Source organism: Phyllobacterium endophyticum (genome assembly GCF_003010935.1).
Lineage (GTDB): Bacteria > Pseudomonadota > Alphaproteobacteria > Rhizobiales > Rhizobiaceae > Phyllobacterium > Phyllobacterium endophyticum.
In genome coordinates this window covers 567,681-589,420 of the sequence record NZ_PGGN01000002.1, presented here as the reverse complement: position 1 = coordinate 589,420, position 21,740 = coordinate 567,681, and the positions used below count along the sequence as shown (strand labels likewise).

The following is a 21,740-nucleotide window of genomic DNA, read 5'->3' as shown; positions in this document are numbered from 1 at the left end:
CGCCTTCCGGCGCCTTTTTTCATCGTCTATTTTCGCTGGCAAATTCCAGCACTTTTTCAGCAGCGATCTCGCCTGCCGGCCGGTCCGTCTGCATAAGGCGCGAAATCTTGTCGAAGCTTGCAAGCTGCGCACTACGCCGATGACCCGGCACCAGTAGCTGCTCGATCTGGCGCGCAAGCGAGCCCGCCCGCACGAAGATGTTGAAGTATTCGGGAACGACCGGCTCGTCCGCAATGATATTAGGCAGCGCCGCGCTCCAGATCGTGATGCGCGGAGCAAGGAAAGTTCGCGCCAGCCAATCGGGCTTGTAGGATAGTACAGTCGGTATGCGGGCAAGCGCCAGCTCCAATGACACCGTTCCCGACGCTGCGAGCGCAGCGTCGGCCTCGGCAAACGCCTTTAATCTCTCCGCCTCACCCACCACGATTTTGGGTTGTACTTTCCAGCCGGCCGTAAGCTGCCGAACCAGCGGCTCAACCTTCGGCAGCGTGGGCAGAACGACGTTGATGCGGTTGCCACGGCTTGCCAGAAGATCGACTGTTTCGCCAAATGGCTCCGCGAGGCTGGTAATCTCTGAACGCCGGGAGCCGGGCAGTATGACAAGGTTCTTGTCTTCGCGATCGCCAAGGCCAGCATCACGCGCCTGATTTCTCCTCGCCGCCTCCAGGAGCGGTGCATATGAAACCAGTCGGTGTCCGACATAGGTCGCGGGTGGTCCTCCGAGTTCTCCTAGTGCAGCAACTTCGAACGGCAGGATCGTCAGCACATGATCGATATAGCTGCGCATCGCCTTTGCCCGCTCGGGCCGCCAAGCCCAGACCGACGGGCTGATATAGTTGATGATCGGGATCGAAGGATTGGCTGCCCTCACCTTGCGCGCGACCCGGTGGGTGAAATCCGGACTGTCGATGATGACAAGGCAGTCAGGCTTTGCAGCAACAATGGCTTTTGCGAGCAGGGAGATTCGGCGCACGAGTTGCGGCAGATTTTTGACGATGGCACTGAGGCCGACCAATGCGATATCATGTTGATCGAACAGGCTGTCGAGCCCAAGGGCGGCAAGGTGTTCCCCTCCCACTCCGCTAAGCGACACCTCGCCCTCGTAGTGACGGCGCAATGCTTGCACGAGATCGGCACCGAGCAAATCGCCTGACTCTTCTCCGGTGACAATGGCAAGGCGCATTGGCTTTGTCACGGCGCTCATGACGAGGGTTCCTGTTCAAACGTCTCGATGAACAATCCTGCCTCGTCGGCAGCCGCAACGGTTTCGCTGAAGCCCAGGATAAGTGTCCGCCGGGCTTCGATGGCAATGCCCTTAAGTCCGGCCTTGACGGCGTTCTCCACAGTACTCACGCCGATTGCGGGCAGGTCGGCGCGAACTTCCTGTTGCGGCTTGGCACATTTGACCAGAACACCGCCCCTCCGGTTGATACGTTTTTCTCGCCGCAAATCTGCCACGCGTTGCAGCATCGCATCGGTGCCTTCAACGCCTTCCAGCGCAACGACACGTCTCCCGATAGCAACAGCTGCCTGGCCGATATCCAGAGATCCGATCATGATTGCGGCTTGCCGCGCCGCTTTCACGTTGGCGATGCTCTCCCCGTCGGCGCGCTTGCGTGTTATCGTGCCGGGTGCCGGAGCAACGATATCGGGCACGATTTCATGCGCGCCCAATACCCGGAAGCCGTATGACTCGATTGTCGCTATCACGGCACGCAGCAGTCCGTCATCACCCAGGCGGAAGGCGCGCAGGAAACGCAAGAGTGCAATCAAATTGCCGTTGCCCGGCCTCAGTGCGGCACGGAACTCCGGACGGTGACGGATACCGCCTGCCAGGACGACATTGGAGATGCCCTCGGCCTTCAAAATTTTTACCAGGCCGCCAAGCTCGACGATCGAGATTTCCGCGTGGTCACCTTCGTAAAGCTCCGGTTGAGCTTCGCCCTTTATGGCAATGATGAGTGGATTTCCACCTTGCTTGCGCAGACTTTCAGCGACCGCCAGAGGAAGCAGACCATTGCCCGCGACAATAGCCGTCCTTCCCGTAATCGGCGGGTTCTTGTCTATTGATGACGGCTTATTAGCTGTTGTCGTCACTGTCACTGATCTCGATGGCGGAATCGAGTGGCGGCGTGCAATAGGCCCGCTTCGTATCAGTGGTTATGAAACCGACCAGATCGGTGACGGCGGGTGAATCCGGAAACGCAAGGCGCACGTCTTCTGCACGATTCTTGATCGGTTTGGTCCGGTCGAACAGCATGCGGACGGCATGCCGCAAATTGTGGATTTCCGGACGTGCCATTCCAGAGCGCTTCATGCCGACGATGTTCAATCCATGAAGATAGGCGTGATTGCCGATTGCCATGCCGTATGGCACGAGGTCGCTTGCCAGCGCAGCAAGTCCACCGATGAAAGCGTGGTGCCCGACGCGCACGAACTGATGAATGCCCGCGCCGCCGCCGATAATGACATTGTTGCCGATGGTGACATGGCCGCCAATCATTACATTATTGGAGAAGGTCACATTGTCACCAATGACGCAGTCATGCGCGACATGGGAATAGGCGAGAAACATGCAGTTGTCACCGATCGTGGTGATGCCGCGGCTGCCGTCCGTGCCGCGATGCATGGTAACGCCTTCACGAATCACGCAGTTCTTGCCAATGACAAGCGTCGTGTAGCCGCCCTTGTGCTTGGTATTTTGCGGATCACCACCGAGTACGGCGTTCGGATAGACCTTGGAGCCGCTGGCGAGCGTGGTCGGCCCCATGACCACGACCTGGCTGAGGAGTTCAACGTCATCGCCGATTACGGCTTCGGATCCGATATGGCAAAACGGTCCGACAGAAACCCTGTCCCCGATTGTCGCGCCCTGCTCGATGATGGCGGTCTGATGAATGCGAGACATAGATGGGTTCAGGCTCCGGTCTCGTCTTCGTCAGGGAAGCCGACCATCGCGGCCACTTCAGCCTCAGCGACTTTGACGCCGTCAACCTCGGCGATGCAGGCGTATTTGTGAATGCTACCGCGTTGTTTCAGCTTGGTGACACGCAGCTTCAATTGGTCCCCCGGAACGACGGGTTTCCGGAACTTGGCATTGTCGATAGTCATGAAGAAGACCTTGCCAGGCTTGCCGCTGCCATTGTGAAAGAGAACGATTGCACCCGCAGTCTGTGCCATGGCCTCAATAATCAACACGCCGGGCATGATAGGAAGTTCGGGAAAATGACCGGCGAAGTGCGGCTCGTTGATGCTGACATTCTTGATACCGGTAGCTGATACATCGCCGTCGATATCGACGATACGGTCAATCAGCAGAAATGGATAACGATGTGGCAGATTCGCCAGAAGTTTCTGGATATCCGCAACTCCAAGCCTGTCCGCTTTCACATTGTCACTCATCTGACCCGCTCTCCTTCTTGGTCCGCGTCATCGCTCGCACGCTCGCGATCTCGCGAAACCACTGCTTGAACGGCTGCGCGGGCGCTCCGGCCCATCTTTCGCCGTCGGGTATATCGTTCATCACCCCGCTCGCTGCCGCAATCTCAACGCGTGAGCCAACACTGACGTGATCCTTGATTCCAACGCTTCCACCCAGCCTCGTCATGTCGCCAAGGACGACACTTCCGGAAATGCCGCATTGCGCCGCGATGACACAATGGCGGCCTATACGCACATTGTGCGCTATTTGCACGAGATTATCGATCTTTGTGCCCTCGCCGATAATGGTATCCGCAAGAGCACCGCGGTCGACAGTCGTATTGGCACCAATTTCGACATTGTCCTGGATTATGACTCTGCCGAGCTGTGGCATCTTTTCGAGCCCTGCCTTGCCTGGAACATAACCAAAGCCATCCTGACCAATTCTTACACCCGGATGCAGCAGGACGCGATTACCCAGAAATGCGTATTGAATCGAGCAACTCGGGGCGACATAGCAATCGCGGCCAAGCTTGCAACCGTTGCCGATGACAACATTGGCGGCGATCACCGTTCCCGATCCAATCGACACGTTGCTCCCGATGATGGCACCGGGCTCTATCGTGACATCATTCTCGATCTCGGCGGAGGGGTGGACGATCGCGTGGATCGAAATGCCTTCCTGACCGCTCCACAAATGAGCGTTGACAGCATTCGGGTATAGCGCCCGTCCGATCGCCGCGAAATCCTGCTGGGGGTGCCGGGTAACAATGATGGCTACCTTTTTAGGCACACTTGATTTGATTTCTTCGGTGCACAACACCCCGGCAGCCTTGAGACTGCCCAAATCCGTTGCATGTCTCTTGTTCTCGATAAAGACCAGAGCATCAGGCCCGGCATCCGCGAGTGAAGCCAGACGCTTTACCGGTCGATTTGCCAGCGAGCTGTCCACGAGAACGCCATTGGTCAGACCTGCGATCTGACCAATAGTCACGTTCAACAGTGGCTCGTAAAAAATCGGATCGGCCATCGGCTACTTTCTCCCCCGGGGAAACTTGCTCCCCCGGGAGGTCAGCAATCTATCAGAACTTGCTCGACATGCCGAAGTTGAAATTCTGGACCTGATCGCCTTCAACCTTCTTGACCGGCACAGCATAATCGAAGCGCAATGGACCGAATGGCGATGCCCACATGATACTGGCACCGACCGATGCACGCCATTCCATTTCCGTCGAGCCTTCAGCTTCCGGCAACTCGTTTCCATACAATGTAGCCGCGTCCGCAAACAAGGCGCCGCGAATACCAATGCTCTCTGGAACTACTGGCATCGGGAATTGCGTTTCGACCGATCCGCTAAAATAGGTCGTACCACCAAGGAAACTGCCATCATCATCGTTGACACTCAAGTCCCGAGGACCGATTCCGGCGTACTTGAAACCGCGGATCATTTCGCTGTTGTTCTTGAAGAGGTCAAACACGCGCAAATCCTCGTCACCAAATCCGGCTATATAGCCGGCGCCGACACCAACCAGACCCACGATGTCCATCTCATCCGAAAGGGTCTTGTAGTACTGACCCCTGAATGTGGTCTTCAGGAAGTTCGCATCACCGCCAAGACCGGCATATTCCTGATTGAACCTTGCATAGATACCATCGTGCGGGTTCTTCTTGTCGTCGATTGTGTCATAGGTCAGTGACCAGCTAACTGACGATTTGATCCAGGGACTCTCTTGTGCTGCATCGAAGAAGGCTTGCGATATCTCGCTGAGATCTGGCGTGCCATCGGGATTCAACGCTTCGCCATCAATCTCATACTCTTCCTGCGTGAGATTGTAAGCAACGCCGGCAGTCAAGTCGTCGGTAATCGGCAGCCCGAAGCGGATTGTGCCGCCAGTCAGGTCTGTTTCGTATTTGTCGCTCACGCCGGACTGGCGCTTGTAGATATCGAAACCGGCCGCAATGCGCTGCCCGAGGAAATATGGCTCGGTGAATGACAGCGAGTACGAGCGGTTGTTATCGAGACCGCCACCAGCAGCGATACGCACGTATTGGCCGCGACCAAGGAAGTTGCGCTCGGTGATCGAGGCTTCAACAGTAGGGCCAGGATTCTCGCCGCCGGTCGTATAGCCGCCGCCGATGGAGAACTCACCGGTCGACTTTTCGATGACATCCACGACCAGGACAACCTGGTCCGGCTGCGAGCCAGGTGCCGTTGAAATGTTGACTGTCTGGAAGAATTGCAGAGCCTCAAGCCGGCGCTTGGCACGCTGGATCAGAACCTGGTTGAAAGCGTCGCCTTCACTGACATCGAACTCGCGACGGATAACGAAGTCACGTGTCTTCTCGTTACCGCGAATTTCAATGCGCTCGACATAGGCGCGTGGGCCCTGATCGATCGCATATGTCACAGAAATCGTGTGGTTCTCAAAGTTACGGTCGCCGCGCGGCTCAACCTTCGCAAACGCATATCCCTGGCCGGCAACCTTCTCGGAGACCTTGATAATTGAATCTTCGACTTCCTTGGCGTTGTATGTGTCGCCTTCTCGCGTCTCGACGAGACCGTTCAGCTGCGATGTATCTACGCCCTCAACCGAACTTTCGATCTGCACGCCGCCGAACTTGTACTTCTCGCCTTCTTCCACCGTAATTGTGATCGTATAATCATTCGTTGCGGGATCGAGTTCAGCCGTCGAGGAAACGACGCGGAAATCCGCGTAACCGCGATTATAATAGAACCGGCGGAGGGCTTCCTCGTCGGCGCGCAGACGATCCTCGCTGTACACGTCATTGCGTGTAAGCCAGGAAAGCGGATTGGATTTCTTGGTCGAGATGACGTCGCTCAGGCGCCGGTTGCCGAAAGCCTGGTTGCCGACGAAATTGATCTTGGCGATCTTGGTGCGATCGCCTTCGTTGATCTCGAAAACGACGTTGACGCGTCCTTCACCCAGATCCATCGTACGGCCATTCACCGTCGCGTCGCTGCGGCCCACGTTGCGGTATGCGGCGCGTACGGCCTCGACGTCGGCATCGAGCGTTGCCTGGTCGAAAGCAGCGCGCGGCTTCAACTGTACTGCGTTCTGCAGCGCAGGATCCTTGATCTTCTTGTTGCCCTGGAAAATAACCTGGTTAACGACCTGATGTTCATTGACCTGAACAATCAGCGCGCCTCCCGACTGGCTAATACGTACGTCGCTGAAAAGCCCCGTGCCGAACAGGCGCTTTGTAGCCGCATCGATATCTGCATTGGAGAAAGGCTTGCCTGGGGTGATACCCAGGTTATCGCGTACCGTCTGAGCATCCACGCGTGTGTTACCACGTACTTCAATGCGGCTTACCGTTGCTGCATGGGCTGCTGATATACCGGCTACCATGGATACGATTGCACCGGAACTCACCAGAGCCGCTGATATGGCGAGCGCCGACGCTGCACCAACGAATTTTGAACTTGCCGCCATAGGCCTTCTGAACCTTCGTTTCTCGTTGTCCCCGGGCGAGATCCCGGACTAAGCACTTACACTCGCACACCGTCATAGCCGGTTTTTACATACACGCAAGGCTTACGGTTAAAATCTGTTTACTTCACAACAAAGCGTGGCATCCCTGCCACGCCATTCCGAGCTTATAGTAAACAGATCATCTCGCTTTGCCAGCCAATGCCTCGAATTTTCATCAATATTTAATGTTTGCTACCTGCAGGCGAAAAGGTCGTTGAATATAACAAACCCCATGAATCCAAGCACTAGCAGGAAACCCGCACGAAAGAATATCTCCTGGACAGCTGGCCTGACCGGCCTGCCGATGACAGCTTCAGCGGCATAAAACACCAAATGACCGCCGTCCAGCGGCGGCAATGGAAAGAGGTTGAGCAAACCTATTCCGATGGACAGCATCGCTGTCAGCTGGATCAGCCAGTCCACACCCTGGCTCGCTGCCTGACCTGCCATCGTAGCGATCTTCACCGGACCGCCCAGCTGGCACTTGTCTTCACGCCCCGCAAAGAACCTGCTGAAGAATTGGCCTGTGCGGGCGATGATAAATCCACTTTCTTGTACTGCTTGCACCACTGATTCGACAGGACCGTAGCTGATCCGCCTGAAATTGCCCAACTCCTGATTGTTGACGACGCCAATCACCGCGGTCTTGATTGTATTTCCCAACGGATCCTTTTGCTCGATCAGTTCGGGAGTGGCTGTCAGTTGGATCTCCTGGCCTTTGCGTTCCACCACGAAATTCAGAGAATCACCGGCCCGTGCCGAGACATGACGCTGAACGTCTGCAAAGGTTTCGACCTTGTCCCCGTCCACGCTGATGAAGCGGTCGCCGGGCTGAAAACCCGCAATTGCCGCGGGACCGCCGGGACGGACCTCCGCCACCATGGGATCAGCAACCATCTTGCCGTAGAGAGAGAAGAATACCGAAAATATGGCTACCGTCAGCAATATGTTGAATGCAGGACCGGCAAAGACGGTTGCAGCACGCTTCCATACGGGTTGCGTGTGGAAGGCAACGGCCCGCTCTTCTGGACTCATTGCCGCGGCCGGCGTTCCGACTGAACTGGATACGCCCTCGTCGCCCGCGAATTTGACGTATCCACCAAGTGGAATTGCCGAGAGCTTCCAGCGGGTGCCTCTGCGATCATTGAAGCCGATGAGTTCCGGTCCAAAGCCGACCGAGAACGCCTGGACACCGATACCGCACCAGCGCCCAACCAGATAGTGCCCCATCTCGTGAACGAAGACGACGACTGTGAGCACGATCAGGAATGGCAGTATCGTACCAATCAACACGCTTTGGGTGCCGAAGAGAATATGCAAGGTTTCTGTCAATGTGTCCTCCGGGCCTGCACCACAATCAATTGGCCCGATGGGCCCAAACGTTCGGCCGCTTAGAAAAGAATGTCGTATGGCGTTTCTGGTGCCACCAGAATTGCTCCGATGACGTATAGCAATGCTGCAGCAGCTACAAGCCCATCAACCCGGTCCATCACGCCACCGTGACCGGGAATGAGCCTGCTGGAGTCCTTTACCCCGAATCGGCGTTTCACCCAGGATTCTCCCAGATCGCCAATCTGCGCAATGATCGACAGCAAAAGAGCGATCAGTGGAACAGGCACCCCGCCGGTAGGCGTCATGAACGCGGCAATGCCCACCCCGGCCGCAACGCCCGCCGCGGCGCCGCCAATTGCTCCTGACCAGGTCTTGTTGGGTGAAAATCGAGGAGCAAGTTTCGGGCCGCCGAGTGCGCGCCCATTGAAATATGCAAAAATGTCAGTTGCCCAGACGACCGCAAAAAGAAAAAGGATCGCGGCAAAGCCGTCGCCGGTGTCGCCGCGCAGCAATGTCAAAGCGATGGATGGAAAACCTGCATAAATCAGGCCGAACGCCGGCCAATAGCCATTTCTCCTTCCCCCTATTACCGCGACAAGTGCTGCGCCCGCAAAGAGAACGCCTATCATCGTCATCACGTGTTGTGTGAAGAGAAGAACGGCCATCATACCGATGAGGAATGCCCAGGCGAGGCCGCGGGTCGTCGGCGTGGAGCGCGCCAATGTCATGAGTTGCCACTCATAGAATACGCTCAGGCCGATCGCGCAAGCGAGAATACCGAATGCTAACCCGCCCAGCGCAGTGAGTACAACGGCAAGTGCGACAAGAACGACCGCGCTCAGAATGCGTTTTTGGAGATTGGAAAGACCATCAAAGGTCACAGGGCGATTTCCTGCGCCGTCACGCCGCCGAAGCGCCGCTCACGCATCTGAAAAGTCTCTATCGCCTCGATGAGGTGAGACGGCCGGAAATCCGGCCAGTAGCATGGCATGAACATGAATTCGGAGTAGGCCGCTTGCCAGAGGAGGAAGTTGGAAAGCCGCATTTCGCCGCTCGTGCGGATGATCATATCGGGGTCCGGAATATCAGCAGTATCCAGCCGTGCCGAAATGGCCTCCGGAGTCACATCGCCCTCGTTAAGAGCCCCCGATGCCACGTCCGCAATCAAACGCTGGACGGCCCGCGTTATTTCATTGCGTGAGCCATAGTTGAAGGCAATGACCAGGGTAAGGCCGGAATTTCCCTTGGTCAGCGCTTCCGCCTCCTCAAGAAGTCCGCGGATATCCTTGGCCAATCCTTCGCGTTCCCCAATAATCCTCACCCTCACATTTTCGCGGTGCAAGTCGGCCAGGTCACGCCGGATGAAAAGTTTCAACAGGCCCATCAGATCGGAGACTTCCGACCGCGGTCGCGACCAGTTTTCGGAGGAAAAGGCAAACAGCGTCAAAAACGGTATGTCCATCTTGCCGGCGGCACGGATGGTCTCCCGCAAAGAGTCGACGCCCGCCTTGTGGCCGGCCGTTCGGGGCAATCCCCTCGCCTTTGCCCAACGGCCATTTCCATCCATGATGATGGCAATGTGGCGCGGATGGGACATTTGCTTCGACCTCCTGTGGATAGTTTTAGGCTAGCACCGGCTTGATGCTGGGAGATTGGTCCTGTGCATCAACTGGCTTGGTTTGCGATATCCGGAGCAACGGACGCTTGAAAACCCCTAGGATGCACAGATCCAGCCGATCCCATGGCTCTTCAAACCTGCATGATTTCCGCTTCTTTGACAGCAACGACCTTATCCATTTCTGCGATAGTGTCATCTGTCAGCTTTTGAACTTTTTCAGAAAGGACACGGTTATCGTCCTGGCTGATGTCGCCGTCCTTCTCGAGCTTCTTCAACTCATCCATGCCGTCGCGACGCACATGGCGCGCTGCGACCTTTGCGTGCTCGACATATTGATGGGCGATCTTGACCAGTTCCTTGCGGCGCTGTTCGTTGAGTTCCGGCAATGGAATGCGCAGGTTGTTGCCGTCTGTGATTGGATTGAGGCCAAGGCCGGATTCGCGGATGGCACGCTCCACCTTGCCCACCATCGACTTGTCCCATACCGACACCGAAAGCATGCGTGCCTCGGGCACGGTGATATTGGCAACCTGGTTGAGAGGCATCTGCGAACCATAAGCTTCAACCGTGATGGGCTCCAGCAGACTTACGGACGCCCGTCCCGTACGCAGCCCGCCGAGATCGTGTTTCAACGCCTGTATGGCACCGTCCATGCGCCGTTTAAGGTCGTTCAGATCAAGTGCGTCACTCATGCTCAATGCTCCTTTATTCTTGGCGGATTGTTTCAGACGGAACGGTCAGCGGTCCGAAACGACCGTCGCGCGCCCCCTGCCTTGCAACACTTCCGCAAATCCACCTTTTTCGTGGATCGAATATACGATTATTGGGATATTATTTTCACGTGCAAGTGCGACGGCGGTTGTATCCATCACTGCGAGCCCGCGATCGAGAACATCCTTATGGGTCAGACGATCAAACCGCACGGCATTTGGGTCTTTTTTAGGATCAGCCGAATAAATGCCGTCGACCTGGGTACCCTTGAAAAGCGCGTCCGCACCTATCTCCGCCGCCCGCAAAGCCGCCGCGGAATCTGTGGTGAAAAACGGGTTGCCCGTACCGCCGGCAAAGATAACAACCTTGCCCATATCCATGTACTGGGTCGCCAGACGTTGTGAAAACGTCTCGCAGAACTCCGGCATTGCGACCGCTGAAAGCACAACGGTGTCAATGCCGATCTTGACCAAAGATGTACGCAAAGCCAGGGAGTTGATCACGGTCGCCAACATGCCCATGTGATCGCCGGTCACGCGGTCGCCGCCTTTGGAGGCCACCGCAACGCCGCGGAATATATTGCCGCCGCCAATTACAACGCCAACTTGTACGTCAAGGGCACGAGCTTCCGCGATATCACTAGCGATCCGGTCGGCGACGGCAACGTCAATGCCGAAGCCCTGTTCGCCCATGAGAGCTTCTCCCGAGGCTTTAAGCACAACGCGTTTGTAAACTGCCGTACCAGCCATGGACCTTCCTCAACGTCGTTTCGAATTCCGGATACACGAAGGGCATCGCGTTGTCACGCGATGCCCTTTGATTTCAGTCTTCTAAGATTACTTCTTCACAGCCGCGGCTACTTCCGCTGCAAAATCGGTCTCTTCTTTCTCGATGCCTTCGCCAAGAGCAAAACGGACAAAAGCCGTGATCTTGGCTGGTGCGCCGATGGTCTTTTCCGCTTCTTTGAGAGCAGCCTCGACAGTCAGGTCAGGATTGATGACGAAAGCCTGCGAGAGAAGCACAACCTCCTCGTAGAATTTGCGCAGGCGGCCTTCCACCATCTTTTCGATGATGTTTTCAGGCTTGCCGGACTGGCGGGCAGACTCGGTGAATACCGCCTTTTCACGCTCGACAGCGGCCGGGTCGACCTCGGCAGCAGTCAAAGCAAGCGGATTGGTCGCAGCGACGTGCATCGCTACCTGACGACCGAAAGCCTGGGCGATATCCGCGTTGCCCGCGGTTTCGATCGCTACCAGAACGCCGAGCTTTCCAAGACCATCGGAAACAGCGTTGTGAATGTATGTTGCAACGACACCCCCATTGACCGTGAGTGCAGCCGAGCGGCGGAACGAAAGGTTTTCCCCGATGGTGCCCACGGCATCCTTGATCGTGTCGACAACGGATTTGCCGGACGAAGGATAAGTTGCGCCTGCAACGGCGGCAGTCGAGCCGTCAGTCGTCAGTGCTATGTTGGCTACGTTGCGAACGATCTCCTGAAATGCGTCATTGCGGGCCACGAAATCCGTCTCGGAATTGACCTCGACGACGACTGCCTTCGTGCCGTTCGATGCCACGCCGACAAGACCTTCGGCTGCCGTGCGGCCAGCCTTCTTGTCAGCCTTGGAAATGCCCTTGGCACGCAGCCAATCGACAGCCGCTTCCATGTCGCCATTGGTCTCGGTCAGGGCTGCCTTGCAGTCCATCATGCCGGCGCCGCTTATTTCGCGAAGTTCTTTTACCTGTGCTGCAGTAATGCTCATTCTAGTCGCCTCTTCTCAAAGCGAAGGCATACTGGAGAACCAGCATGCCAACTTTGCGGCGCGTTATGCGCCAATCGAATCAATTTTAATCACCCGGCAAGACGGGTGTATGAAGCCTCAAGCGGAGGCTTCACCTTCCTGTGCAGGAGCTTCTGCGGAAGCCTCAACCGGGGCTTCGAGAGCTGGCTCGGCTGGCGCTTCTTCCTGTGCACCGATGTCGATGCCGAGCGAGCCCTGCTGGCGCAGGATGCCGTCGAGTGCTGCCTTGGCGATCAGGTCGCAATAAAGCGAGATCGCGCGGGAAGCATCGTCATTGCCTGGGATCGGAAAATCGATCTGGTCCGGGTCGCAATTGGAATCGATAACAGCGACGACCGGGATACCAAGACGCTTGGCTTCCTGAATGGCAATGGCTTCCTTGTTGGTATCGATGATGAAGATGAGGTCCGGAACGGAGCCCATGTTCTTGATGCCGCCAAGTGCACGGTTCAGCTTTTCGCGCTCGCGGTCGAGGTTCAGGCGTTCCTTCTTGGTAAAGCCATGTGCTTCGCCCGCAAGAAGTTCGTCGAGCTTGCGCAAACGCTGAATGGAATTCGAAATCGTCTTCCAGTTGGTCATCATGCCGCCAAGCCAGCGGGCATTGACGTAATACTGGGCCGAACGCGTTGCGGCGTCTGCAATGATGTCCGAAGCCTGGCGCTTGGTCCCTACGAACAGAACGCGGCCGCCACGAGCAACGGTGTCCGAGACCTTCTTCAGCGCTGTATGAAGCAGCGGATAGGTCTGGGCCAGGTCGAGAATGTGGATATTGTTGCGGGAACCATAGATATATGGTGCCATTTTCGGGTTCCAGCGATGTGTCTGGTGGCCGAAGTGAACGCCAGCTTCAAGGAGCTGACGCATGCTGAAATCAGGCAATGCCATCTCGTTAATTTCCTTTTCCGGTTTAACCTCCACGGGAAGAGGCGGGAAACCCGCCACCGGAGGCCATATCGGATTTCTCCCGATATCAACCCAAATCCCGTGTGTGGAATGAAGCGGCTGTTAATGGATAATTGCGGCAAAGGCAAGTGCGCGGATGATAAAAGCCTCTGCTGGACGGAGTTTTCGACAAACTCCGGCGGGAGAGCAGCCTAACTAGGCTCAGCCTTGGTGACGTCGGTCTTGCAAAAAAATCTTCTCCTTTGAACAGGAGGGACTCCTGGTGGGTCACCGCAAGAGCATAGGAGAAGCAGTCTCCATAATTCAGTCCCGCCGGATGCCGACCCTTGCCGTAACGTCGCCAAGCACGCCGGGCGGCGTCCACCTGATTTGTGTCAACCGCAACGATGTCGACCCCTGCCTTGTAAGCTGTTCTGTCAAAGGATCTTTTATGCTTAGCGCCACGATCAGGTTCCTAGGTACCTAATTAGCAACTTTCTACCATACGTGCCTAAAAAGAACAGAAGCCAAGATATTACTTCGTGCACTTCGGTGCATCGAACAGTTGTAGGTTGACGAGCTTTCCGGTCATCGAAAAGTCGCCATAGTCCATCTTGAGATCGCGCGTCACGCCATTGCGGTACATCTTGAAGTTGATCCGGTAGCTCGGCAGTCCTTCCGTCTTTTCGTTCTCGTCGAAATAGGCAATTGAAACCGGCCAGGTGTTTTCCTTGGCAAGCGGACCCATATTCTTCGTCTCTTCGTCGTCAGAAACTGCAGATTTGCCGATGACAACGGTCGTCGCCATCACCTTGTTGGCATCTTCCGACCCGTCGAACAGCTTTGTCTGATAGAAAACCTCGCCCGCGACGGCCTTTGAAATAAGGTCCTGCATGTGGCGGGTTGGAAACTGCGACAATTCCAAATCTTCCTTCGCCGTCTCGGGCTTGGTCAGGGAAATCTCTGTCTTGTCCTTGAGCAGGGCCGCATCGCCTCTCACCTCCTTGGTTAGGCTCTGATCGACGAATGTCTTGTTCACGAAACGGAACTTGTCGCCGCTACCAGACTCGAAAGTCGTTGTTTGCTGGTCCGTTACACGTTGCGGCTGCTCCTCCATGTCAACGCGGGTAACAAAGCGAAAATTAGTCGTATAGCCTTCGCAATCCGAGCCATTGAATTCATAGACCATTCGGCCCGTCAGACCGGTGATGCCGCTGCTATCCTGTGCACTGTCCAGCTTGAGATCGTAAATGGCGCGGTGCGGTACGAGCGTCGCCGTTCCAGCGGCAAACGCCAGGGGTGAGCCTGCCAGACCCAAGGCACCGAGACTGAAAACGAGAACAGAAAAAACGCGCATTGACCAGATTCTCCAACATTTGAACGGACATATTAAAATAACTCTTGGCGGAAGCGAGGCAAAAATCGCAACTTCATTCACAATCCCTTTCGATTCCGAAACATAAGGAAATTATCCCATGACCAGCACCATCGAAACGCGCCTGCAGGAGCTTGGTATAACGCTGCCTGTCGCAGCGGCACCGGCAGCCAATTACGTTCCCTATGTCCAGACTGGTTCACTCCTGCTGACGTCGGGGCAATTGCCGCTGGATGGCGGTAAACTCATTCACTCCGGGCGGGTCGGTGCCGATCTGAACGTTGCGCAGGGCCAGGAAGCCGCAAGGGCTTGCGCGATCAATATCCTGGCCCAGGCGAAAGCAGCACTGGGTGATCTCGAACTTATCGCCCGGATTGTGAAGATCACGGTTTTCGTCGCGTGTACGCCGGATTTCAACGAACAGCATCTTGTCGCCAACGGCGCCTCGGACCTGCTCGTCGCGGTACTGGGCGAACCGGGTCGTCACGCACGGTCCGCAGTAGGTAGCGCCGCCCTGCCCCTGAACGCACCGGTCGAGATCGAAGCCATCATCGAGGTGCGCTAAACATGTCTTCTCTCGATTGGTTGAAAAAGGTGCCGATTGCGCATCGCGGTCTGCACGATCTGAACAACAAGTGCTGGGAAAATACTCTGTCGGCCTTCGATGCGGCGGCAAGAGCCGGTTTTTCGATTGAATGCGACGTCCACCTTTCCGCCGACGGCAAGGCCATCGTCTTCCACGACGGCACGCTCGACCGGGTGACAGGAACCAAGGGCAACATAGACGAACTGACTGCCCAAGAGGCTGGCAGGCTTCGGGTCGGCGGTACAAACGATCACATTCCAACCCTGGCGCAATCGCTGGAGTTGATTGGCGGACGCGTTCCCATAGTGATCGAATTGAAAGGCATCGCCGGTCGAGACGATGGCTTGGTAAAGGCTGTTGCCGATGAACTCGCCGGATATCGGGGTGAGACCGCGATCATGTCCTTCGATCATCATTTGATCCGCCGCTTTGGCACGGACGCGCCGGGCATTCCTGCCGGACTGACCGCCGAAGGTCTTCGGGATGAAGACATCGAAGCGCATTTTTCCATGCTGGCCTACGACATCGATTTCGTCTCCTACAATCTCCATCATCTCGAGAACCGTTTTATCGAGTTCATACGGCGCAAGATGGAGATGCCCGTCATCTCTTGGACGGTGCGGAACTTCACCGAAAAAGCCATCAGCGATGCCGTTGCCGATCAAATCACTTTCGAGGGATTCGATCCGCGCACGGCTTGAGGCATGCGCGAGTTTCCACTATGGTATACACGTAAACCGACGGGATGTTCCATGAGCAAGCAAACAGCCATCAGGCTTCCAGACGAGACCTATAAACGTCTTCAGTCGCTGGCTGCAAAGACCGGACGCACCGCCACGTTCTACATGCGTCAAGCTATTGAAGAATATTTGGACGATCTGGAAGATTTGTATCTGGCAGAACAGGCCACGCTGCGCCTGAATCGCGGTGAGGATCAGGTTCTAACCGCAGAGGAATTCTGGCGTGGCCTGGACGATTGAGTACACTCGATCGGTTCAGAAATCGCTTAAAAACCTTGATACACAAACGCGAGGGCGAATTCGAAAGTTTCTGGATCAAAGAATTGCCAATCTGGACGATCCTCGCCAAACCGGAAAAGCTCTGCAAAGTTCGGAGCTTGGAAATTACTGGCGGTATCGCATTGGCGACTATCGCATCCTATGTGATCTACAGGATCATCGGCTAATAGTGTTGGTTGTGGAAATCGGCCACCGGCGCGAGGTCTATCGCTAAACACTGTCCGGAGTCAGGAAGCCAAATTCAAAATGCTAAATCTTGATCGAGGCGATTTCATCTTACGTGTCTGTGAGGGCGTGGGAGCATTCACACCGGTGGAGTGGTCGGACCTATCCGGCACTTCGCGTGAAGGACCGGAGTACAATCCTTTCTTGTCGCACGCCTTCCTGTCTGCGCTCGAAGATTCCGGCTGCGTCGCGCCCAAAGCCGGCTGGCTGCCGCAGTTCCTCCGCCTGGAAGACGATAGCGGCACGCTGATCGGCGCCGTTCCCTGTTATCTGAAGAGTCACAGCCAGGGTGAGTATGTTTTCGACCATGGCTGGGCCGATGCGTTCGAGCGCGCCGGAGGACGCTACTACCCGAAACTGCAGGCAAGCATTCCCTTCACACCCGCGACGGGGCCACGCTTGCTGGTTCACCGGGGCTGGGATGGAGAGGCAGTTCGGACAGCCCTCGCCAATGGCCTGCGCCAACTGACCGATCAGCTTGGGGTCTCATCGGCGCACTCGACCTTTGTCAATGAAAAGGATTTGCCGTCGTTCACCAATGCGGGATTCCTGCATCGCATCGATCAGCAATTCCACTTCTTCAACGAACGCTATGCGACCTACGACGATTTCCTTGCGACGCTTGCCTCACGAAAACGCAAGGCGCTGAAAAAGGAAAGACGCGAGGCACTTGCCGATGGCATCAGCATCGACCGGCTGACCGGCGGCCAGCTCACCAAGGAAATCTGGGACATTTTCTTCGCGTTCTACATGGACACTGGCAGCCGCAAATGGGGCCGCCCCTATCTCAATCGCAAATTCTACGCGCTGATTGGCGAGCACATGCCCGATGACATCATGCTGGTGATGGCTCGGCGCGATGGACGTTACATCGCCGGGGCGATCAACTTCATCGGATCGGACCGGCTCTTCGGCAGACATTGGGGCTGCATCGAGGATCATCGTTTCCTGCATTTTGAAGTCTGCTATCATCAGGCAATTGACTTCGCCATCGAACGTAAACTGCATGTTGTCGAGGCGGGTGCCCAAGGTGAGCACAAGCTCGCACGCGGTTATCTTCCCGTGATAACGCACTCGGTTCATTATCTTGCGCATGATGGGTTGAGGCGCGCTATCGATGACTTTCTCCGGCGCGAGCGCGAGGATGTCGCACTAATGAGCCATGTTCTCAACGATCACGCTCCATTCAGGAAATCAGAGCATTAGAGGCAGGCCATGATAATACCCTATGACGAGAACAACATATTCGCGAAGATACTGCGCGGTGAGATCCCTTCGCACAAGCTTTACGAAGATGCCGGAACCTATGCTTTCATGGATGTCATGCCGCAGGGCCAAGGGCATTGCCTCGCGATAACCAAGGCTCCGTTCCGCAATATTCTGGATGTGGATCAGTCGAGTCTTTCGGCCGTCATTTCAACAACGCAAAAGCTGGCACGCGCGGTCAAGGCCGCATTCAGCGCCGATGGTGTTACGATCATCCAGTTCAATGAACCTGCCGCAGGGCAGACGGTTTTCCACCTGCATTTTCACATCATTCCGCGTTTCGATGGAGTGGCACTCAAGCCGCACACTGGCCAGATGGAGGACCAGAATGTCCTGGCTGCGAACGCCGAGAAGATCCGGCAAGCATTGGCATCTAGCTCGTAAGCTGCAATCCGGCGAGCAGGACGATCTCGCCGACGATCACGCTGATGATTACCCGCCTGCCCAGCGTGACATAGGCCAGGAAGCCAGCTGCGGCTGCACCGACTCGCAGGATCACCGGCGAGTCAGCCAGGACGCCGCTTGGATACAGGATCAATTGGGCTATGACCCCTGCGACCAGTGCAGTCGCGACAGCACGCACCGCGACCAGCGCTTGCGAATCTTCCCGGACACGGCCCCCTATGAATACACCGATGAAACGCCACATGTCGGTCGGAAGCCATCCCGCAAGCAGAATGAAAAGATAGGGCCACCACCAGTCCGTCAGGCTCTGCCAGGTCACGACGCCCTGCTCCTGTTTACGAGGTGAACATACACCATCGTGACAGCGCCGCCGGCAACGCCGGTCAGCAGCAGGTCATAGGCAGGTGCGATCCAGTGGATCAACGGAAAAAGCAGCAGGCCGGAAACCATAGCGACATGGATCGATTTGTCCCGGGCCGATCCCCACAATGACGTGAGAAAATACATCGGTGTCAGGAAAAACAACGCGGCAAAGACCATCGGCGGGAAGTCCGCCGAAAGGAAATAGACAATGGCCACGACGAGCGTGTTCGTCAGGGTAAGGGTTATTCCCAGACCGGCAAAATACGCGGTTCGCATGTCTCGGGGAACATGCTGGAGCCGCTCCATCCCGATCACCCATGCGGTCACCGCAATGAAGTGCGACAGGAGCAGCAATGTGATTTTCCGCGTCTTTGGCCCGCGCAATTCCGGCACGAACGCCGCCACCATCGGCATGAGACGAATGGACGACAGACCAACGGCGATTCCTGCGCCGACAAGCGAGTAGCCGCCCGCGATGGCGCCAATCAGCACGATATTGGCCGGCAACGCCCAGATGGCAGCTACCATGAAGGTCGCTTGTAAAAGCGAAACGCCGCTTTCGCTGGCAAAACCGGCAAAGCCCACATGGGCGGTTATCAGAATGAGAGCAGGGATGCTCGTAATGAGCCATACACCGGAAAAGAACCACGAGGCTCGAGTTCTCGGGTATTCGTCTTGGTGGGTAGGCGTACCGGAATCAGCCATGTCTCAGCGATAACCGGAAGAACGGCGGCCATCAAGAAAAAGGCCACCCGAAGGTGGCCTTTTCGATCATTTCTTACGCGGCACTTTCGGTACCGAAGCCTTGGGTGCGAGAGGCGGAACGTTCCGTCCCGCCGATAAATCGGCACCCGCCTTTTCCAGCGCCTTCTTGGGAGCTGGCCGTTTCTTGGCCAATGGCTTCTTGTCGACCGGTATTTCCTTTTTCGGCTTCACCACCACTTCATCGGCGATGTAGTCGAGAACAAGACCCTTCGAGCCATCGGGCTTCTCCGCCACGGAGACGCGAACAGTTCCGCCCTTCCTTAGTCGGCCAAACAGCACTTCATCCGCCAGTGGCTTCTTGATGTGCTCCTGGATGACGCGGCCAAGCGGACGTGCGCCCATGCGGTCATCATAGCCTTTCTCAGCCAGCCATGCGATCGCCTCAGGCTGCAGGTCGAACGTGACACCACGATCGGCGAGCTGTGCTTCGAGCTGGATGACGAACTTCTGCACGACCTGATGGATGACCGGAACCGGCAACGGACCGAACGGAATGATCGCATCGAGACGGTTGCGGAACTCCGGCGTGAACAACCGGTTGATCGCTTCCATGTCATCGCCCTCACGGCGCGACGAACCGAAGCCGATTGCCGCCCTTGCCGCATCCGAAGCACCCGCGTTCGTTGTCATGATCAGAATGACGTTGCGGAAATCGATCTGCTTGCCGTTGTGATCCGTCAGTTTGCCGTGGTCCATGACCTGCAGCAGGATGTTGAACAGATCCGGATGCGCTTTCTCGATTTCGTCGAGCAACAATACGCAATGCGGATGCTGATCGACGCCGTCTGTCAACAGGCCGCCCTGATCGAACCCGACATAGCCCGGAGGTGCACCGAGCAGGCGAGATACCGTGTGGCGCTCCATATATTCCGACATGTCGAAACGCAGGAGCTCCACACCGAGAGAAGCTGCCAATTGCTTGGCGACTTCGGTCTTGCCCACGCCGGTGGGTCCGGAGAACAGGTAAGAACCGATCGGCTTTTCCGGCTCGCGCAAGCCGGCACGTGCCAGCTTGATCGAGGATGACAGCGCTTCGATCGCCAGATCCTGGCCGTATACGACGCGTTTGAGCTCTGCCTCGAGGTTGGAGAGCACGGCTTCATCGTCCTTCGAAACCGTCTTCGGCGGGATGCGGGCCATCGTGGCGATAGTAGCCTCGATTTCCTTCACGCCAATGGACTTCTTGCGTTTCGCTTCCGGCAGAAGCATTTGGCTCGCGCCGGTCTCATCGATGACATCGATGGCCTTGTCTGGCAATTTGCGGTCATTGATATAACGGGCCGACAGTTCCACAGCCGATTTGATCGCCTCCACGGTGTACTTGACCTTGTGAAAGTCTTCGAAATACGGCCGAAGCCCCTTCATGATCTCGATGGCATCGGGAATGGAAGGTTCGTTGACGTCGATCTTCTGGAACCGGCGAACCAGAGCCCTGTCCTTCTCGAAGAACTGGCGAAACTCCTTGTAAGTCGTTGATCCAATGCAACGAATTGCACCCGTTGACAGCGCCGGCTTCAGCAGGTTCGATGCGTCCATCGCGCCACCCGAAGTCGCCCCGGCACCAATGATCGTGTGGATCTCATCGATGAACAGGATCGCGCCCGGAAATTCTTCCAGCTCTTTGATAACCTGCTTCAGACGCTCTTCGAAATCACCGCGATAGCGCGTCCCGGCAAGCAGCGTGCCCATGTCGAGCGAAAAGACGGTAGCGTCGCTGAGAACGTTCGGAACCTTGCCTTCGACGATACGCTTGGCCAGACCTTCGGCGATCGCCGTCTTGCCAACGCCCGGATCGCCCACATAAAGTGGATTGTTCTTCGAGCGGCGGCAAAGTATCTGGATCGTCCGGTTGATCTCCTGGTCGCGGCCGATAAGAGGGTCGATCTTGCCCGCCTTGGCGCGGTCATTCAGATTGATGCAGTAAGCGGTCAGCGCGTCCTGCTTCTTCTTCGTTGCGCCCTCTTCCGACTCGGCGGCATGGCTGTCTTCGCTGGGGCTTTCGGCGCCGAGCGGCGTGCGTGGCTCCGAAGCACCCGGGCGCTTTGAAATTCCATGCGATATGTAGTTGACCGCGTCATAGCGGGTCATCTGCTGTTCCTGCAGGAAGAACGCAGCATGGCTCTCGCGTTCGGCGAAGATAGCAACAAGAACGTTCGCGCCGGTCACCTCTTCGCGGTTGGAGGATTGTACATGGATCACGGCGCGCTGGATCACGCGCTGGAAAGCCGCGGTCGGCTTCGAATCTTCGTCGTAACCGGTGACGAGATTATCCAGTTCGTGGTCGACATAGTCGGTCACCGTGCGGGTCAATTGAGCGAGGTCTACATTGCAGGCGCGCATGACACTGCTCGCATCCTGATCATCGATCAGCGCAAGAAGCAGATGCTCCAAAGTCGCATACTCGTGGTGGTGCTCGTTTGCAATTGTCAGCGCCTGATGCAGGGCGCGCTCCAGACTAGGTGAGAAAGATGGCATGAAAC

Annotated in this window: 23 protein-coding genes and 1 pseudogene; 6 read left to right on the top strand and 18 right to left on the bottom strand. The window is 56.4% G+C overall.

All coding sequences use genetic code 11. From position 1 onward, the window contains the following. Positions 1 to 19: 19 nt before the first annotated feature. The 15 genes and pseudogenes from lpxB to CU100_RS10860 form a co-directional block, all read right to left on the bottom strand. The gene (gene lpxB, locus CU100_RS10930) at positions 20 to 1,204 is read right to left on the bottom strand and encodes a lipid-A-disaccharide synthase (protein ID WP_106716607.1); all 1,185 of its coding nucleotides are present in this window, start codon (positions 1,202 to 1,204) and stop codon (positions 20 to 22) included. Then, on the bottom strand, positions 1,201 to 2,097 hold the full coding sequence (locus tag CU100_RS10925; protein WP_106716606.1) for an LpxI family protein: 897 nt from the start codon (positions 2,095 to 2,097) through the stop codon (positions 1,201 to 1,203). The genes lpxB and CU100_RS10925 overlap by 4 nt, the downstream gene beginning before the upstream one ends. Next, the gene (gene lpxA / locus CU100_RS10920) at positions 2,081 to 2,908 is read right to left on the bottom strand and encodes an acyl-ACP--UDP-N-acetylglucosamine O-acyltransferase (RefSeq protein WP_106716605.1); all 828 of its coding nucleotides are present in this window, start codon (positions 2,906 to 2,908) and stop codon (positions 2,081 to 2,083) included. The genes CU100_RS10925 and lpxA overlap by 17 nt, the downstream gene beginning before the upstream one ends. 8 nt (positions 2,909 to 2,916) lie before the next feature. Continuing rightward, positions 2,917 to 3,402 carry a 3-hydroxyacyl-ACP dehydratase FabZ gene (gene fabZ, locus CU100_RS10915; RefSeq protein WP_106716604.1) on the bottom strand — a complete coding sequence of 162 codons (486 nt, stop codon included), beginning with the start codon at positions 3,400 to 3,402 and terminating at the stop codon, positions 2,917 to 2,919. Further along, positions 3,395 to 4,450: a UDP-3-O-(3-hydroxymyristoyl)glucosamine N-acyltransferase gene (gene lpxD, locus CU100_RS10910; protein WP_106716603.1), complete on the bottom strand. Its 1,056-nt coding sequence runs from the start codon at positions 4,448 to 4,450 to the stop codon at positions 3,395 to 3,397. Before lpxD ends, fabZ begins: the two co-directional genes overlap by 8 nt. Positions 4,451 to 4,502: 52 nt before the next feature. Next, complete coding sequence (gene bamA / locus CU100_RS10905) at positions 4,503 to 6,875, bottom strand: outer membrane protein assembly factor BamA (RefSeq protein WP_106716602.1); 2,373 nt, start codon at positions 6,873 to 6,875, stop codon at positions 4,503 to 4,505. A gap of 231 nt (positions 6,876 to 7,106) precedes the next feature. Beyond that, a complete protein-coding gene (gene rseP / locus CU100_RS10900; RefSeq protein ID WP_106716601.1) occupies positions 7,107 to 8,246 on the bottom strand; it encodes an RIP metalloprotease RseP in 1,140 nt (379 codons plus the stop codon). Between the two features lie 59 nt (positions 8,247 to 8,305). After that, entirely contained in the window at positions 8,306 to 9,127 is an 822-nt protein-coding gene (locus CU100_RS10895; RefSeq protein WP_106716600.1) for a phosphatidate cytidylyltransferase, read from the bottom strand. Continuing rightward, complete coding sequence (locus tag CU100_RS10890) at positions 9,124 to 9,864, bottom strand: isoprenyl transferase (protein WP_280951609.1); 741 nt, start codon at positions 9,862 to 9,864, stop codon at positions 9,124 to 9,126. The genes CU100_RS10895 and CU100_RS10890 overlap by 4 nt, the downstream gene beginning before the upstream one ends. Before the next feature lie 131 nt (positions 9,865 to 9,995). Next, positions 9,996 to 10,556 (bottom strand): ribosome recycling factor, encoded by a 561-nt coding sequence (frr, locus tag CU100_RS10885; protein ID WP_106716598.1) that lies wholly within the window; start codon positions 10,554 to 10,556, stop codon positions 9,996 to 9,998. Between the two features lie 45 nt (positions 10,557 to 10,601). Then, positions 10,602 to 11,324: a UMP kinase gene (gene pyrH / locus CU100_RS10880; RefSeq protein ID WP_106716597.1), complete on the bottom strand. Its 723-nt coding sequence runs from the start codon at positions 11,322 to 11,324 to the stop codon at positions 10,602 to 10,604. 87 nt (positions 11,325 to 11,411) lie between these two features. After that, positions 11,412 to 12,335: a translation elongation factor Ts gene (tsf, locus tag CU100_RS10875; protein ID WP_106716596.1), complete on the bottom strand. Its 924-nt coding sequence runs from the start codon at positions 12,333 to 12,335 to the stop codon at positions 11,412 to 11,414. A gap of 117 nt (positions 12,336 to 12,452) precedes the next feature. Continuing rightward, on the bottom strand, positions 12,453 to 13,259 hold the full coding sequence (gene rpsB / locus CU100_RS10870; protein WP_106716595.1) for a 30S ribosomal protein S2: 807 nt from the start codon (positions 13,257 to 13,259) through the stop codon (positions 12,453 to 12,455). 247 nt (positions 13,260 to 13,506) lie between these two features. Then, positions 13,507 to 13,695: pseudogene (locus CU100_RS27215) on the bottom strand (type II toxin-antitoxin system VapC family toxin); the annotation flags it as partial. Positions 13,696 to 13,791: 96 nt separating this feature from the next. Next, a complete protein-coding gene (locus tag CU100_RS10860; RefSeq protein WP_106716594.1) occupies positions 13,792 to 14,613 on the bottom strand; it encodes a cell envelope integrity EipB family protein in 822 nt (273 codons plus the stop codon). 118 nt (positions 14,614 to 14,731) lie between these two features. Here CU100_RS10860 and CU100_RS10855 point away from each other — a divergent pair, with 118 nt between their 5' ends. The 6 genes from CU100_RS10855 to CU100_RS10830 are packed head-to-tail and all read left to right on the top strand — an operon-like array spanning position 14,732 to position 18,111. Then, complete coding sequence (locus CU100_RS10855; protein ID WP_106716593.1) at positions 14,732 to 15,196, top strand: RidA family protein; 465 nt, start codon at positions 14,732 to 14,734, stop codon at positions 15,194 to 15,196. A 2-nt stretch (positions 15,197 to 15,198) separates the two neighbouring features. Continuing rightward, positions 15,199 to 15,918 carry a glycerophosphodiester phosphodiesterase gene (locus CU100_RS10850; RefSeq protein WP_106716592.1) on the top strand — a complete coding sequence of 240 codons (720 nt, stop codon included), beginning with the start codon at positions 15,199 to 15,201 and terminating at the stop codon, positions 15,916 to 15,918. Between the two features lie 51 nt (positions 15,919 to 15,969). After that, positions 15,970 to 16,197, top strand: coding sequence for a type II toxin-antitoxin system RelB family antitoxin (relB, locus tag CU100_RS10845; RefSeq protein WP_106716591.1), 228 nt, complete (start codon positions 15,970 to 15,972; stop codon positions 16,195 to 16,197). Continuing rightward, positions 16,181 to 16,450 carry a type II toxin-antitoxin system RelE family toxin gene (locus CU100_RS10840; RefSeq protein ID WP_106716590.1) on the top strand — a complete coding sequence of 90 codons (270 nt, stop codon included), beginning with the start codon at positions 16,181 to 16,183 and terminating at the stop codon, positions 16,448 to 16,450. Before relB ends, CU100_RS10840 begins: the two co-directional genes overlap by 17 nt. Before the next feature lie 32 nt (positions 16,451 to 16,482). Continuing rightward, entirely contained in the window at positions 16,483 to 17,667 is a 1,185-nt protein-coding gene (locus CU100_RS10835) for a GNAT family N-acetyltransferase (RefSeq protein WP_106716589.1), read from the top strand. A 9-nt stretch (positions 17,668 to 17,676) separates the two neighbouring features. Beyond that, positions 17,677 to 18,111: an HIT family protein gene (locus CU100_RS10830; protein ID WP_106716588.1), complete on the top strand. Its 435-nt coding sequence runs from the start codon at positions 17,677 to 17,679 to the stop codon at positions 18,109 to 18,111. Here CU100_RS10830 and CU100_RS10825 read toward each other — a convergent pair. The 3 genes from CU100_RS10825 to clpA form a co-directional block, all read right to left on the bottom strand. Continuing rightward, positions 18,101 to 18,451 carry an AzlD domain-containing protein gene (locus CU100_RS10825; protein ID WP_106716587.1) on the bottom strand — a complete coding sequence of 117 codons (351 nt, stop codon included), beginning with the start codon at positions 18,449 to 18,451 and terminating at the stop codon, positions 18,101 to 18,103. The genes CU100_RS10830 and CU100_RS10825 overlap by 11 nt on opposite strands. Further along, positions 18,448 to 19,200, bottom strand: a complete 753-nt coding sequence (locus CU100_RS10820; RefSeq protein WP_106716586.1) for an AzlC family ABC transporter permease — start codon at positions 19,198 to 19,200, stop codon at positions 18,448 to 18,450. The genes CU100_RS10825 and CU100_RS10820 overlap by 4 nt, the downstream gene beginning before the upstream one ends. 66 nt (positions 19,201 to 19,266) lie before the next feature. Further along, positions 19,267 to 21,735, bottom strand: coding sequence for an ATP-dependent Clp protease ATP-binding subunit ClpA (gene clpA / locus CU100_RS10815; protein ID WP_106716585.1), 2,469 nt, complete (start codon positions 21,733 to 21,735; stop codon positions 19,267 to 19,269). Positions 21,736 to 21,740: the final 5 nt, after the last annotated feature.

Excerpts from the sequence above, each read along its gene's own strand:
- bamA (WP_106716602.1), bottom strand. The coding sequence starts at position 6,875 with ATGGCGGCAAGTTCAAAATTCGTTGGTGCAGCGTCGGCGCTCGCCATA.
- CU100_RS10860 (WP_106716594.1), bottom strand. The coding sequence starts at position 14,613 with ATGCGCGTTTTTTCTGTTCTCGTTTTCAGTCTCGGTGCCTTGGGTCTG.
- lpxA (WP_106716605.1), bottom strand. The coding sequence starts at position 2,908 with ATGTCTCGCATTCATCAGACCGCCATCATCGAGCAGGGCGCGACAATC.
- frr (WP_106716598.1), bottom strand. The coding sequence starts at position 10,556 with ATGAGTGACGCACTTGATCTGAACGACCTTAAACGGCGCATGGACGGT.
- clpA (WP_106716585.1), bottom strand. The coding sequence starts at position 21,735 with ATGCCATCTTTCTCACCTAGTCTGGAGCGCGCCCTGCATCAGGCGCTG.
- CU100_RS10820 (WP_106716586.1), bottom strand. The coding sequence starts at position 19,200 with ATGGCTGATTCCGGTACGCCTACCCACCAAGACGAATACCCGAGAACT.
- lpxD (WP_106716603.1), bottom strand. The coding sequence starts at position 4,450 with ATGGCCGATCCGATTTTTTACGAGCCACTGTTGAACGTGACTATTGGT.
- rpsB (WP_106716595.1), bottom strand. The coding sequence starts at position 13,259 with ATGGCATTGCCTGATTTCAGCATGCGTCAGCTCCTTGAAGCTGGCGTT.
- CU100_RS10835 (WP_106716589.1), top strand. The coding sequence starts at position 16,483 with ATGCTAAATCTTGATCGAGGCGATTTCATCTTACGTGTCTGTGAGGGC.
- CU100_RS10855 (WP_106716593.1), top strand. The coding sequence starts at position 14,732 with ATGACCAGCACCATCGAAACGCGCCTGCAGGAGCTTGGTATAACGCTG.
- tsf (WP_106716596.1), bottom strand. The coding sequence starts at position 12,335 with ATGAGCATTACTGCAGCACAGGTAAAAGAACTTCGCGAAATAAGCGGC.
- relB (WP_106716591.1), top strand. The coding sequence starts at position 15,970 with ATGAGCAAGCAAACAGCCATCAGGCTTCCAGACGAGACCTATAAACGT.
- CU100_RS10830 (WP_106716588.1), top strand. The coding sequence starts at position 17,677 with ATGATAATACCCTATGACGAGAACAACATATTCGCGAAGATACTGCGC.
- pyrH (WP_106716597.1), bottom strand. The coding sequence starts at position 11,324 with ATGGCTGGTACGGCAGTTTACAAACGCGTTGTGCTTAAAGCCTCGGGA.
- fabZ (WP_106716604.1), bottom strand. The coding sequence starts at position 3,402 with ATGAGTGACAATGTGAAAGCGGACAGGCTTGGAGTTGCGGATATCCAG.
- CU100_RS10850 (WP_106716592.1), top strand. The coding sequence starts at position 15,199 with ATGTCTTCTCTCGATTGGTTGAAAAAGGTGCCGATTGCGCATCGCGGT.
- lpxB (WP_106716607.1), bottom strand. The coding sequence starts at position 1,204 with ATGAGCGCCGTGACAAAGCCAATGCGCCTTGCCATTGTCACCGGAGAA.